This window comes from Pseudoalteromonas sp. TAP-3C (genome assembly GCF_059888565.1).
Genome location: NZ_CM187618.1, coordinates 2118554 through 2133456, shown reverse-complemented (window position 1 = coordinate 2133456; position 14903 = coordinate 2118554). Strand labels below are relative to the sequence as shown.

12 protein-coding genes are annotated in these 14903 nt (G+C 41.2%); all 12 read left to right on the top strand.

From position 1 onward, the window contains the following. Positions 1-10: 10 nt before the first annotated feature. The 12 genes from infB (at position 11) to AC6H44_RS10010 (ending at position 14901) form a co-directional block, all read left to right on the top strand. Positions 11-2668 carry a translation initiation factor IF-2 gene (gene infB, locus AC6H44_RS10065; protein ID WP_500735301.1) on the top strand — a complete coding sequence of 886 codons (2658 nt, stop codon included), beginning with the start codon at positions 11-13 and terminating at the stop codon, positions 2666-2668. A 150-nt stretch (positions 2669-2818) separates the two neighbouring features. Beyond that, a complete protein-coding gene (rbfA, locus tag AC6H44_RS10060; protein WP_008467148.1) occupies positions 2819-3226 on the top strand; it encodes a 30S ribosome-binding factor RbfA in 408 nt (135 codons plus the stop codon). Continuing rightward, complete coding sequence (gene truB / locus AC6H44_RS10055; RefSeq protein ID WP_500735300.1) at positions 3226-4170, top strand: tRNA pseudouridine(55) synthase TruB; 945 nt, start codon at positions 3226-3228, stop codon at positions 4168-4170. Before rbfA ends, truB begins: the two co-directional genes overlap by 1 nt. A gap of 108 nt (positions 4171-4278) precedes the next feature. Beyond that, on the top strand, positions 4279-4548 hold the full coding sequence (rpsO, locus tag AC6H44_RS10050) for a 30S ribosomal protein S15 (RefSeq protein ID WP_500735299.1): 270 nt from the start codon (positions 4279-4281) through the stop codon (positions 4546-4548). Between the two features lie 352 nt (positions 4549-4900). Then, positions 4901-7027, top strand: coding sequence for a polyribonucleotide nucleotidyltransferase (gene pnp, locus AC6H44_RS10045; protein ID WP_500735298.1), 2127 nt, complete (start codon positions 4901-4903; stop codon positions 7025-7027). A 173-nt stretch (positions 7028-7200) separates the two neighbouring features. Continuing rightward, positions 7201-8073 (top strand): lipoprotein NlpI, encoded by an 873-nt coding sequence (gene nlpI, locus AC6H44_RS10040; RefSeq protein WP_500735297.1) that lies wholly within the window; start codon positions 7201-7203, stop codon positions 8071-8073. Beyond that, positions 8057-9196, top strand: a complete 1140-nt coding sequence (locus AC6H44_RS10035; protein WP_500735296.1) for a hypothetical protein — start codon at positions 8057-8059, stop codon at positions 9194-9196. The genes nlpI and AC6H44_RS10035 overlap by 17 nt, the downstream gene beginning before the upstream one ends. A 252-nt stretch (positions 9197-9448) precedes the next feature. Beyond that, entirely contained in the window at positions 9449-12241 is a 2793-nt protein-coding gene (locus AC6H44_RS10030) for a monovalent cation/H+ antiporter subunit A (RefSeq protein ID WP_500735295.1), read from the top strand. Then, the gene (locus AC6H44_RS10025; RefSeq protein WP_500735294.1) at positions 12241-12588 is read left to right on the top strand and encodes a Na+/H+ antiporter subunit C; all 348 of its coding nucleotides are present in this window, start codon (positions 12241-12243) and stop codon (positions 12586-12588) included. Before AC6H44_RS10030 ends, AC6H44_RS10025 begins: the two co-directional genes overlap by 1 nt. Beyond that, positions 12585-14102, top strand: coding sequence for a monovalent cation/H+ antiporter subunit D (locus AC6H44_RS10020; protein WP_500735293.1), 1518 nt, complete (start codon positions 12585-12587; stop codon positions 14100-14102). The genes AC6H44_RS10025 and AC6H44_RS10020 overlap by 4 nt, the downstream gene beginning before the upstream one ends. Beyond that, on the top strand, positions 14102-14638 hold the full coding sequence (locus tag AC6H44_RS10015) for a Na+/H+ antiporter subunit E (RefSeq protein WP_500735292.1): 537 nt from the start codon (positions 14102-14104) through the stop codon (positions 14636-14638). Before AC6H44_RS10020 ends, AC6H44_RS10015 begins: the two co-directional genes overlap by 1 nt. Beyond that, on the top strand, positions 14632-14901 hold the full coding sequence (locus tag AC6H44_RS10010; RefSeq protein ID WP_500735291.1) for a K+/H+ antiporter subunit F: 270 nt from the start codon (positions 14632-14634) through the stop codon (positions 14899-14901). The genes AC6H44_RS10015 and AC6H44_RS10010 overlap by 7 nt, the downstream gene beginning before the upstream one ends. Positions 14902-14903 lie beyond the last annotated feature (2 nt).

Genomic DNA, 14903 nt, shown 5'->3' with positions numbered 1-14903 from the left:
ATTAGAGACTATGGCAGAAGTAAATGTTGAAAAACTAGCCGGTGATATAGGTACAACTGTTGATAAATTACTACAGCAGTTTTCACAAGCCGGTATCACTAAACAATCAGGCGATAACGTAACCGAAGCTGAAAAAGCAACGTTACTTGATCACTTAAGCAAGCAACACGGCGGTACGGGTTCAGAAGGCCCGGCGCGTATGACATTGCAACGTAAGAGCAAAAGTACCCTCAGTGTGACGGGCTCTACGGGTAAAGCCAAGGCTGTACAAGTTGAAGTTCGCAAAACACGCACTTACGTGAAAAAAAGTGCCGTTGAGCAAGAACAAGAACAGCAACGTTTAGTTGCTGAGGAAAAAGCGCGTCTTGAGCAGCAGCAAAAAGCTGAACAAGAAGCTGCAGAATTGAAAGCGAAACAAGAGGCTGAACGTAAAGCAAAAGAAGACGCTGATCGTAAAGCTAAAGAAGAAGCTAAACGCAAAGCAGAAGCTGAGCGTAAGGCGAAACAACAGCAGATGACCCCTGAGCAAAGTGCTAAGTCTGAGAAAGATCGCATCGAAGCTGAGCGTCTGCAAAAAGAAGCAGAAGAGGCCGCATTGAAGAAAGCTGAAGAAGAAGCGAAACGTCAAGCAGAAGAAGCAAGAAAGCTAGCTGAAGAGAACTCAGCACGCTGGAAAAAAGAAGAAGAAGAACGTAAGAAGCGCGAAGAAACCGCCGATCACCATCTTACAACTTCAACTTATGCACGTGAGGCAGAAGATGTAGCTGATGCTCGCGAAGAGCAAGGCTCACGCCGTGCAAAGAAAAAGAAAAAAGCGCCAGCAAAAGACAGATTTGCCGCCGCTAAAGGTAGAAAAGGTAAGCTAACAGCGCCTGCATCGCTGCAACATGGTTTCCAAAAACCAACCGTTGATGTTAAAAATGAAGTGCGTATTAGTGAAACAATTACAGTAGCCGAGCTTGCATCACGTATGGCCGTTAAAGGCGCTGAAGTTGTAAAAACCATGATGAAAATGGGTGACATGGTTACTATTAACCAAGTGATAGACCAAGAAACTGCGCAACTTGTAGCAGAAGAAATGGGCCATAAAGTTATCATTGTTAAAGAAAACGAATTAGAGCAAACAGTACTTAATGACCGCCATGAAGATGGTAAGTCAGAGCCACGTGCGCCAGTAGTTACTGTGATGGGCCATGTTGACCATGGTAAAACATCAACACTTGATTATATTCGTTCAGCTAAAGTTGCCTCAGGCGAAGCGGGTGGTATTACCCAGCACATTGGTGCATACCACGTTGAAACCAACGGCCATATGATCACTTTCTTAGATACTCCGGGTCACGCCGCATTTACTTCTATGCGTGCTCGTGGTGCTAAAGCAACCGATATTGTAATTCTTGTTGTTGCAGCCGATGATGGTGTAATGCCGCAAACTAAAGAAGCGGTACAGCATGCTCGCGCCGCAGGCGTTCCTTTAATCATTGCGGTTAATAAAATGGATAAAGAGGGCGCAGATCCAGATCGCGTTAAAAATGAGCTAGCTCAGCTTGACGTTATCCCAGAAGAGTGGGGCGGTGATACGCAATATGTTCATATTTCAGCAAAAACAGGCCTTGGTATTGATGAGCTTCTTGATGCGGTATTAATGCAATCTGAGCTTTTAGAGTTAAATGCGCCGACTGTAGGGATGGCAGCAGGTGTTGTTATTGAATCTCGCCTTGATAAAGGCCGTGGTCCAGTCGCGTCTGTTCTGGTTCAATCTGGTACGCTTAATCAAGGTGACATTGTATTATGTGGTCTTGAATATGGCCGTGTTCGTGCAATGCGCGACGAAAACGGTAAAGATATTAAATCTGCGGGTCCTTCGATTCCAGTAGAAATTTTAGGTCTTTCTGGTATTCCAGCCGCGGGTGATGAAGCGACAGTTGTTAAAGATGAGCGTAAAGCTCGTGAAGTTGCCTTATATCGTCAAGGTAAATTCCGTGATGTTAAACTAGCACGTCAGCAAAAAGCCAAGCTTGAGAACATGTTTACTAATATGACTGAAGGCGATGTTTCTGAAGTAAACATCGTGCTTAAAGCGGATGTTCAAGGCTCAATTGAAGCGATTTCAGACTCACTAACTAAGCTCTCTACTGATGAAGTAAAAGTGAAGATTGTTGGCTCTGGGGTAGGTGGTATCACAGAAACTGATGCAACCCTTGCTGCGGCGTCTAATGCAATTGTGGTTGGCTTTAACGTTCGTGCGGATGCATCGGCACGCAAAGTAATCGATACTGAAAACTTAGATCTTCGTTACTACAGCGTTATTTATGCTTTAATCGAAGAAGTCAAGCAAGCCATGTCTGGTATGCTTGCGCCTGAGTTTAGACAAGAGATCATTGGTCTTGCGCAAGTGCGTGATGTCTTTAAATCTCCAAAAATTGGCGCAATTGCTGGTTGTATGGTTACTGAAGGTACCATTAAGCGCAGCGCGCCAATTCGTGTACTTCGTGATAACGTGGTTATCTATGAAGGTGAACTTGAGTCATTGCGTCGCTTTAAAGATGACGTTGCTGATGTTCGTAACGGCATGGAATGTGGTATCGGCGTTAAGAACTACAATGATGTTCGCGTTGGGGATCAAATCGAAGTATTTGAAACAGTTGAAGTACAACGTACGCTTTAATTGTTACTAGGGCGTGTTGGATATTCAAGGTCGTGCCTCGATAGCCCAACATAACCTATGCTAAGATTTTAAATGGGGGCTCAGCCCCCATTTGTGTATTCATTATTTAGTTATTATTTTTTAATAAGTTATAATTTTTAGGAAAGTGAAATGAGAGAATTTTCTCGCACTGATCGCGTAGCTCAGCAAATTCAAAAAGAAATTGCCGTGATTTTACAACGTGAAATTAAAGATCCACGCCTAGGCATGGTGACAGTGTCTGCGGTAGAAGTATCGCGCGATTTATCTTACGCCAAAGTTTTTATCACCGTGTTCAACACTGAAGATGAAAATGCAGCCAAGCAAAGTGCAAAAGTACTTAACGAAGCAACTGGTTATATTCGCTCGTTACTGGGTAAGCGTATTCGCGCACGTATTATGCCTGAGCTTAAATTTGTGGTTGATAATTCATTAATGGAAGGGATGCGAATCTCTAACTTAGTGGACTCTATCATTCGTGAAGATAATGCTAAGCATGTGGATGATGAAACAGATAGCGAAGAAGGCACTAAAGACTAATGGCAAGACGCAGTAAAGGCCGTCCAGTTGATGGTATTTTGTTGTTAAACAAACCCGCAGGCATTTCATCAAACAAAGCGCTGCAGCAAGCAAAAGGTATTTATTTTGCACAAAAAGCGGGCCACACCGGTGCGCTTGATCCGCTTGCGACCGGCATGTTGCCTATTTGTTTTGGTGAAGCGACTAAGTTTACGCAGTTTTTACTCGATACCGATAAAACTTATGTAGTGCGCGCTAAGCTAGGTGAACGAACTACCACATCAGACTCTGATGGTGAGGTTGTAGAAACGCGTGATGTGAATGTTACTGCAAAACTGCTCGCTCAAGAAATTGCCAAATTTTTAGGTGAGTCAGATCAATATCCATCAATGTATTCAGCGCTTAAATATGAAGGAAAACCTTTATATAAATACGCGCGTGAAGGCATAGAAGTTCCTCGTAAGTGTAGAAAAATCAATGTATTTAGCTTAACGCTTGATGAGTTTGATGAGCAAAATAACGTCATACAAATGACTGCGCATGTCTCTAAAGGCACCTATATTCGCACTATTGTTGATGACTTAGGTGAAAACCTCGGTTGTGGTGCACATGTGATTATGTTGCACCGCTCAGCGGTTGGTCATTACCCCACAGACAAAATGGTGTCGCTTGAGCAATTGGAAATACTATTAACTCAAGCTAAAGAGCAAGAAGTGGCTCCCTCTGCTTACCTTGACGCGCTGTTATTACCTATGGATACCGCGTTAGTTGATTTACCCATAGTGGAAATTACTAAAGAGCAAGGGATAGCATTTAGCCACGGTCAAGCCGTGGTATTAAGTAATGCATTACCTGAAGGGGCGATAAAAGTAGTTGCAGATGGAGTCTTCATCGGCACTGGTGAGCGTAACCCCGATGGCCATTTAAAATCAAAGCGCGGCTTATCGAATCAACAAGCAGAGTAAGTTTAACTTGTAGTTATGCTAATAATTGGTAGAATACGCCCGCTTAATCGTTTTGGCTGAATTAGTGATCGGCTAAAGCACCTATTAAATTTAATTTTTGGAGTTATTATGTCACTAAGCAATCAAGAAAAAATCGATATCATTGCTAAATTCGCACGCGCTGAAGGCGACACTGGTTCACCTGAAGTACAAGTAGCTTTACTTACTTTTGATATCAACAAGCTTCAAGGTCACTTTGCTGATCACAAGCATGACTTCCACTCACGTCGTGGTCTGCTTCGTAAAGTAAGCACACGCCGTAAACTGCTTGATTACCTTAAAGGTAAAGATATCACGCGTTACACAGCGTTAATCAAAGAGCTTGGCCTACGTCGCTAAGAAGTTGATTATCAAAAGGGGAGCTTTTTAGCTCCTTTTTTTGTGTCCTAATTTTCTCGCGCTCCCCAGTACTTCTCAGTAAACCCTTTGAAATATCGAATAAAAGTCATACTATTGTAATTAACAAAGCGACTATTTTTGGCATTGCTTGAAGCGCCATTTATCTCGGTGCTACGCTCGCAATTTTACATGACTTTGGTATATACTACGCTCGGCGTTAAAAAGGTTTAGCGCCATTACAAAACATCATTGCCAATTGTAGTACTTAATTGATTTTTTAATGAATACAATTAAGTACTGTAATTGGTACTTTGATGATAACTTATTAGAATACATTTAAGGAATATTTTAAGTGCAAGCAATTATAAAAGAATTTCAACTAGGTCAACACACAGTTACCCTAGAAACAGGTGCAATCGCTCGTCAAGCAGACGGCGCAGTATTAGCAAGCATTGGCGACACATCAGTATTAGTAACGGTTGTTGGTAAGCGTGAAGCACAACCAGGGCAAGATTTTTTCCCACTAACAGTTAACTACCAAGAGCGTATGTACGCTGCGGGTCGTATTCCTGGTGGTTTCTTAAAGCGTGAAGGTCGTCCTAACGATGGCGAAACACTGATTGCACGTCTTATTGACCGTCCAATTCGTCCACTTTTCCCAAGCGGCTTTGTTAACGAAGTACAAGTTATTGCGACTGTTGTTTCTGTTAATCCTGAAATCCAACCTGATATGGTTGCGATGATCGGTACCTCTGCAGCACTTGCTATCTCTGGTTTGCCATTTAACGGTCCAATTGGTGCCGCGCGTGTTGGCTATATCAACGGTGAATACGTACTTAATCCAACCCTGAAAGAGCTTGAAGAAAGCCAACTTGATTTAGTGGTTGCCGGTACTGATAACGCCGTACTTATGGTTGAATCAGAAGCAGACATACTAGCTGAAGACGTTATGTTAGGTGCGGTTGTATACGGTCATGAGCAATCTCAAGCTATTATCAACGCAATTAACGAATTTAAAGCAGTGGCTGGTAAACCTTCATGGGATTGGGCTGCACCTGCGAAAAACGTTGCTTTAGAAGACAAAGTAGCTACTTTAGCTGCTGATAAAATCGGTGAAGCTTACCGCATTACTGATAAAGTAGCGCGTAAAGAAGCATTAACGGCTGCAAAAGAGGTGGTTGTTGAAGCACTTACAAGTGAACTTGCTGAAGGCGAGTCACTAGACAAGCAAGAAGTAGGTAAAGTATTCGGTTCACTTGAGAAGAAAATTGTACGTGGCCGTATTACCGCTGGCGAAAAACGTATCGATGGTCGTGAACCTGATATGATCCGTGCATTAGATGTTATGACGGGTGTACTTCCACGTACTCACGGCTCTGCAATCTTCACACGTGGTGAAACGCAAGCATTAGTAACCGCAACACTTGGTACTGAGCGTGATTCACAGTTAATCGACGATTTAACTGGCACGCACAAAAATCACTTTATGCTTAACTACAACTTCCCTCCATTCTGTGTTGGTGAAACTGGTTTTGTAGGTACACCTAAGCGTCGTGAAATCGGCCACGGTAATCTAGCTAAGCGTGGTATTGCAGCGGTTATGCCAACACTCACTGAATTCCCGTATTCAATTCGTGTTGTATCTGAAATCACTGAATCAAATGGTTCATCTTCAATGGCATCGGTTTGTGGTACGTCTCTTGCGCTTATGAATGCGGGTGTACCAATTAAAGCCTCTGTTGCGGGTATCGCGATGGGCCTAGTTAAAGAAGAAGAAAACTTTGTTGTTCTTTCTGATATTTTAGGTGATGAAGATCACTTAGGTGACATGGACTTTAAAGTAGCGGGTACGGCTGCTGGTATTACTGCTTTGCAAATGGATATCAAGATTGAAGGTATCACGCAAGAAATCATGCAAATTGCACTTAAACAAGCTAAAGCTGCACGTTTACACATCTTAAGTGTGATGGACGAAGCGATTTCTGCCCCTTCTGAAGAGCTGTCTATGTTTGCACCGCGTATTTACACGATGCAAATTCCACAGAAGAAAATCGCTGAAGTTATCGGTAAAGGCGGCGCAACTATCCGTCAACTTACTGAAGAAACAGGGACTACGATTGAAATTGGTGATGATGGCACAATCAAAATTGCAGCAACAGACGGTGAGAGTGCAGCAAATGCAATTAGCCGCATTGAGCAATTAACGGCTGAACTTGAAGTAGGTACTATCTACGAAGGTAAAGTGGTACGTATCGTTGATTTTGGTGCGTTTGTAAACATTCTTCCTGGTAAAGATGGCCTAGTGCATATCTCACAAATCAGCACAGAGCGCGTTAACAACGTAACTGACCACCTTAGTGAGGGTCAAGAAGTGAAAGTTAAAGTACTCGAAGTTGACCGCCAAGGCCGTGTACGTTTAAGTATTAAAGAAGCAATGGAATCAGCAGCACCAGCAGCTGACGAGTCTAAAGACGCGTAATTGCTAATCTTTCATCCAGGTAATAACTGGATTGTATAAAAAGGGGCTGTTTAGCCCCTTTTTTTATGCTTTAATGGTTGCAATCAGTTGTGCTTATCACGCTAACAAAATGAACCTTACAAGACAGCTTATGTCTTATTCATTTACTACTTATCTCGGTATTAAGGATTTTAATGAGACTTAAACATTTAGCCTTGGCATCTTTTGCTATGTTGTCTTTAAGCGCTTGTCAGGCTACTACTAAGCCCACTGCTATTATTAATGTGCCATTTACGGCGCCACTTGCATCAGACTTTAGAAATGAAATTGCCATTGCTCGCTTTTCTGAATTATTAAACAGGGCAGATCTGAGTGATGAGCAACAAGCAAAGCTTTATTATGACCGCGGTGTGTTGTTTGATAGCTTAGGCATGACGACGTTATCAAGAATTGACTTTAACCGTGCGGTCCAGCTTAAGCCTGATTTAGCTGAAGTGTATAACTTTTTAGGCATTCAACATACACTCATGCAGCAATACGAAAAAGCGTATGAATATTTTGATTCAGCAATTGAGCTGAACGAAGAGCATGAATATGCTTATTTAAATCGCGGAATTGCGCTCTACTATGGTGATAGAGCGATACTGGCAAAAGATGATTTTAAGATATTTTTAGCCCGTTCGCCTAACGATCCGTATCGTGTATTGTGGCTGTATTTAGCACAAGCAGCACAAGACAAAACCCAAGCGCTAGCGAATTTAAAAGCCAATGCGGCTGCACTTGATGAAAAAGAGTGGGCGTATCAGCTTATAGCCTTGTACGTTGGTGATATGAGTGAAAAAGCGTTTTTTGCAGGTATAGCTGACGGTGTGCGCTCACAACAAGAATATGCTCAGCGTTTATGTGAGGCTTACTTTTATTTAGCAAAGCAATACCAGGCGTCTGGTGAGCTTGAAATTGCAACAGATTACTTTAGATTGGCATTGGCAACTAACGTTCATGAGTTTATTGAATATAAGTATGCACGTTTAGAGCTTGAGTTGATGGCCAGTGAAAGCGCGGGCTAATCTTTTTAAATTAACGGTTTTATTACTGTGTATAAGTTTTTTTAATGGCGCGAGTAATAAACAAAATAGCATTGGCTTTTGGCAAGTATTGCACGGTAAAGCCAATGTAATTGACAGTTATTGGCAATTTCCTGATTACTTCTCAAAGCATATTTTACAGTTACCACCTGATCAGCTATCAACGCTAGCCCGAAATGAAATAGCGCATGCGCAATACGGTTATGGTTTGGCGTTACTAGCAAATAATCAAACTGAAACTGCTAAACTATTTTGGCAGCAAAGCCTTGATAAAATATCACCACAGCAACAAGTAAAGCTGGCTAATTTGTTGCTCTGGCAACAGCGCTGGCACGATTTAGCGTTACTAAAATCTCATAATAAGCTGCCAAAAGGAGACGCTTTTTACCATTTTCAGTTACAGCACAGTGCTCCACTAGATACCTTAAGCCACTCTTTTATGAATAAATTAGGGTTTTTATTAGCGAGCACACAGATTGAGACACAAAAGCAGTGTACATTTAATGTGTTAATGCTGAGCAATCACCGCGATGGTTTATATAAGCTCAATAGCTTTAGTAAAACGTACCAACAAACCCCGGAGCCAAGCAGCAATACATTTTGTTTTTCGAAGCCAATTTATGTTGGTAATACGATTGAATGTAATGTGTCTGATACTCGCTTGTCGCAATGTGATTGGCAAAACTCATCACTTAAACACCAGCTCCCCAAAGATTTTGATTTTGCCATTATGATGCCAAAGAAAGGTCTTGCAAATGTGCATAAAGGCCTAATGCATATAAGTTCTGAGGCTAATTACGCGGTATTTTTGCACGAACTAATGCACTTTAACGGCTTTGAAGATGAATATGTTTTATCAAAAGAAAAGCAAGCTTGGCTATGTCAGCTTGAGGGGTTAGTTGCGCCAAACTTATTTATTACCCAAAGCACAAGTGCGCCAAAAGGCTGGCATAAAAGTCAAAGTTGCCAACAAGGTGGAGTCGCTTATAAGCCCAGTGCAAGGTGGTCTATTATGCAATATCAGCAGCTTGGGCTTTCACAGCAATACCGTCATTTATGGCAAACTCACATAGAGAAAAATGCTGATTTATTTACTCGTTTTTAATTAATCTTGAAAGTAATTATTTTGCTTAAAATACTCAGCCGGTTTGGTCTTATTTTATTAATTTATGGGCTTTTTTGTTTGTTTATTACCCCGTTAGAGGGGCGCTCTATAGACAAAAACCGTGTTTATCAGTATAACTGTGTGTATTAATATTAAAAAAATAGCCACAAAATGTATACCCAAGTCACTTTGATATTTAATAATAACAAGTAGCGAATTGATAAACTTTATGACTCAAAAGGGCCCTTCATTATGACTTTGCTCTGGATACCTTTGTTATCCTTATTAGGCAGTGTTATTTCTGCATGCACCGGCAAACTTTCTCGAAATCAGGCAACCAGCTTAACAGCTATTGCGCCTTTAGCTGCACTTGCGATTGCGCTTTATCATGCGCCTGCGGTTTTAGCCGGAGAGACCATTCGCTTTAGCGCGAAGTGGATACCTGCTTTAGGGCTGGATATATCTTTGCGCTTAGATGGATTGAGCTTATTGTTTTTGTTCATGATCTTAGGAATTGGGCTGTTAGTTATTTTATATGCTCGGTATTACTTAAGCCAAAATGACTCTCTCCCTAAACTGTTTAGCTATTTAATGTTATTTATGACTGCGATGCTTGGTATTGTGATGTCGAATAATGTTATTCAGTTGTGGGTATTTTGGGAGCTAACCAGTATTAGCTCATTTTTACTGATAAGTTACTGGTGGCATAAATCAGAGGCACGTAAAGGTGCACGTATGGCGTTGGCCGTTACCGGCGCTGGCGGTTTAGCGCTACTTGGTGGCTTAATGTTATTAGGCAATATTGTAGGAAGTTACGACTTAGATACTATTTTAGCCAGTAAAGCGATTATTCAATCTCACGATTTATACGAACTAGCGCTTGTATTAGTGCTACTGGGTGCATTTACCAAATCTGCACAATTTCCGTTTCATTTTTGGTTGCCACACGCCATGGCAGCACCTACCCCAGTGAGTGCTTATTTACACTCTGCTACTATGGTAAAAGCGGGTATTTTTTTACTTGCACGTTTTTATCCAGCACTTGCCGGTACCGAAACTTGGTTTTTATTGGTTGGCTTAACCGGTTTAACAACTTTATTGTTTGGCGCTTATATTGCGCTATTTAAACATGATTTAAAAGGTTTATTAGCGTATTCAACTATTAGCCACTTAGGTTTAATAACCTTATTACTAGGCTTAGATACACAGCTTGCAACCGTTGCGGCCATTTTTCATATTATTAACCATGCCACATTTAAAGCGTCGCTGTTTATGGCAACGGGTATTATTGACCATGAGACGGGCACGCGCGATATGCGTAAACTCAATGGCATGTGGCGTTACTTGCCTTATACAGCCACATTGGCGATGGTGGCCGCAGCAGCTATGGCAGGTGTACCGCTGTTAAATGGTTTTTTGTCTAAGGAAATGTTTTTTGCAGAAACCTTGCATCAGCAAGTATTAGGCTCAATGTCGTGGTTAATCCCCGTACTTGCTACAGTAGCAGGTGCTTTGTCTGTGGCTTACTCATCGCGCTTTATTCACGACGTATTTTTTAATGGAGAACCGATAGACTTACCTCGTACCCCTCATGAAGCGCCTCGCTATATGCGTGTGCCTATCGAAATTTTAGTGGTGCTGTGTATTTTAGTGGGAATTTTTCCGCATTTTGTGGTTGATGGTATTTTATCGGCAGCATCGTTAGCAGTACTTGGTGAAGCTATGCCTGAGTATAAGCTCACTATTTGGCATGGTTTTAATTTACCCCTGCTAATGAGTGGCATGGCGGTAATAGGTGGGTTATTTATTTACGTTAATCGTAAATATTTGTTCCAATTTCAAGCATCATTGCCGCCTTTTAATGCTCAAAAAATATTCGAGCGCTTTTTAGCAGTTATAGTTAAATGGTGTCAAAATAAAATTCAAATAACTGAAAATGGCTCATTGCAACGCTACGTATTTATTATGTTAGGCGTTGTATTATTGTGTGCTGGTTGGCCGCTATTTGAAATGAAACAGCTAGCAGGTAGTGTGCCTAATACGCCAGTAGATATACAAAATATTATTGGGGCAGGGCTACTTATTATTGGTGCAATTGCCACTGTTATTTGGCATCGTAATAGAATGGTGTCATTACTAATGCTTTCGATTGTAGGGCTAATGGTTTCGGTGGCGTTTACCCGTTTTTCAGCACCTGATTTAGCTTTAACACAACTTACAGTAGAAGTTGCCACTGTTATTTTATTAATGTTAGCGCTGTTTTTCTTGCCGCAAAGTACGCCAAGAGAGTCAAGTTCATTACGAATTTTACGTGATATAACAATTGCTTCCACTTTAGGGATTACTGTTGCCAGTATTTGTTATGCATTATTAACGCGTCCGCTTGATTCAATTTCTGAGTTTTTTATTGCTAATGCCAAAACGGGCGGCGGCGGTACGAACGTTGTTAATGTTATTTTAGTCGATTTTAGGGGCTTTGATACCTTAGGTGAAATTACGGTGTTGGGTATTGCTGCACTGGGTATATTTAAATTGTTATCAAGAATTCCGCTTTACATGCCGGCTAGTGATAGTGAAGGCCGTCCATGGTCTAAAGACCGTCATCCTATTTTATTGGCTTGTATTTCACAAAGCTTATTGCCATTAGCGTTACTCGTATCGGCTTATATTTTCTTACGCGGCCATAACTTACCAGGCGGTGGATTTATTGCTGGTCTCGTAACCTCTATTGCCTTTATTTTACAATATATGGCACACGGCACCGCGTGGATAAATGAGCGTTTTGATGTTAATTATCGAAAAATTATCGCATCGGGTATTGCTATCGCCATGTTTACAGGTGTAGGAAGTTGGTTCTTTGATAAACCGTTTTTAACCACATGGTTTGATTACTTTGATATTCCGTTTGTTGGTAAAACAGAGCTTGCCAGCGCCGTTGTATTTGATTTGGGCGTGTACTTAACTGTTGTTGGCGCTACGCTGATGATTTTGGCGAGCTTAGGCAATATGACTGCAAACGCTGAAAAAGAAGAGGTGAATATTTAATGGAACTGTTATACGCATCTTGCGTTGGTGTACTTATCACCTGTGGTGTGTTTCTGTTATTAAGGGCACGCACATTCCCGGTGGTATTGGGGCTAACAATGATTTCATACGCGGTTAACTTGTTTTTATTTTCATCAGGGCGATTAACTATTAATAAAGCTGTTGTACTAGGTACAAGCACCGATTACGCTGATCCACTGCCACAAGCCTTGGTTTTAACGGCCATTGTCATAGGCTTTGCCATGACTGCGTTTGTGGTTATTTTATCAATACGAGGCCGTGCCGATTTGGGTAACGACCATGTTGATGGCACGCTTACTAAAAGTAAACGCAAGGAGCAAAAATGATTCAGCATTTAGCATCTTTGCCTATTTTATTGCCTATGTTAGCAGCGATTATTCTGCTATTACCGCCATGTGGTAAAAGTTTATTTGCACGCCGATTAGTTTCAAGCCTAATGGCTATTTTAACTTTTGCTGTTACAGTAATATTGCTTGTTCAAGTAAAAGATAATGGCATTATTGTTTATGCAATAGGCAACTGGTCTGCACCATTCGGTATTGTTTTGGTTGCTGATATGCTCTCAACTTTACTGGTTAGCTTAACGGCCTTTTTGGGTATTGGTGTCGTGCTATATAGTTGTGCCGGTGATGACGAACAAGGTAGTTTTTTTCATCCCTTAGTGCATTTTTTAATACTTGGGGTAAATGGCGCGTTTTTAACGGGCGACTTGTTTAATGTATTTGTATTTTTTGAAGTGCTGTTAATAGCGTCATATGCGTTACTTATGCACGGTGGCGGAAAACCAAAAACACGTGCAGCACTGCACTATGTTATTTTAAATTTAGCGGGTTCAAGCGTATTTTTAATTGGTTTAGGTATTTTGTACGGTGTATTAGGTACCTTAAATATTGCAGATATGGCTAACAAAATACCAGCGTTAACAGGCGATGATGTTTATTTAGCCAAAGCAGGCGGTTTGTTGCTGTTGGTTGTATTTGCCCTTAAAAGTGCGTTGCTGCCTCTGCATTTATGGTTACCCAACACTTACTCTAGCGCTAAGCCAGTCGTAGCTGCATTATTTGCAATTATGACCAAAGTAGGTGTTTACGCCATATTGCGTGTGTATACCGTTATATTTGGTGAGCAAGCGGGTGAGCTTGCGTATATGGTGCAGTCGTGGCTATGGGTATTAGCTATTGCGACTATTATTATTGGCGCAATAGGCGTGTTAGCCGCCCAAGATTTACGTAAGCTTATCGCAAATTCAGTGCTTGTTTCGGTAGGGACATTGGTGGCATTGGTGGCATTGCAAAATATCAATGCAACTGCCGCGTTATTATTTTATTTGGTGCATTCAACTTTAGTAACCGCAGCGTTGTTTTTATTAGCTGATTTAATTGCCATTCAACGTGGAAAAGCTGGCGACCGATTGGTCGGGGGGCGCGCAGTAAAACAGCCATTTTTACTTGGGGCTTGTTTTATTGTTGGCGGTTTAACGGTGGTCGGAATGCCTCCATTCTCTGGATTTGTTGGCAAAATTTGGATTTTAAAAACCACGCTATACAGTGAGCAAGCGCTTATATTTTGGCCTGTTTACTTAATTATGAGCTTGGCGCTGATTGTCGCACTATCTCGTGCAGGCACGAGTTTATTTTGGGAACATAAAGACAAAGGTGGTGAAGCAGCTGATGTTGCTAATGCACATCCGTTACAAGTTATTGTTATTATTGGCTTATTAGCTAGTTCAGTACTTTTAGTCGTTTTTGGTGATATAGCAACTCAATATGCACTGGATACAGCAACTCAGCTTCACGATATTAGTGGTGGTATTAATGCGGTACTCAAGGGAGGTATGTAATGCGCTTAGAAGCTCGTTTTCGTTGGTTACCCACACCGTTTCGTAGTCTATTTTTATTTATAGTATGGCTATTATTAAATAACAGTGTCTCCGTCGGTCATATTATTTTAGGTGTTTTGTTGGCACTGCTTATTCCTCTATTTAGTATGTCATTTAGAGATCCGCAGCCACTTATACTAAGACCATGGCTTGCGTTAAAGCAGTTTTTTATTGTGCTTTTTGACATCATTGTTGCTAATTTACAAGTGGCGGTTTTAATTATGGGGCCAAGTAAAAAGTTACGCCCTGGCTTTATTAAAGTCCCGCTTGATCTTTCACATGAGCTGCCGATTACTATTTTTGCTAGTTGCTTGTCTTTAACACCTGGTACAGTCAGTGCAGAGGTGTATCCTTTAATTAAATCTTTAAATGAGGATGGTACTTCAAAACAACGTTATTTGCTCTTGCATGTACTCGACCTTGATAATGAACAAGCATTAATACAGCACATAAAGCTGCGTTACGAAGCCCCATTGAAGGAGATATTTCAATGTTAGATACCGTGTTACTTATTGTATTTTCAATGGTCGGGTTGTCGTTGCTGCTTAATTTATGGCGCCTTATTATTGGTCCATCCTTACCGGATCGTATCTTGGCGCTTGATACTATGTACATTAACGCTATTGCATTGATTATTTTATACAGTATTAGTATGGGGACGGGTATGTACTTTGAAGCCGCATTATTAATTGCAATGCTTGGTTTTGTAAGCACCGTAGCAGTATGTAAGTATTTACTTCGTGGCGATATAATTGAATAGGG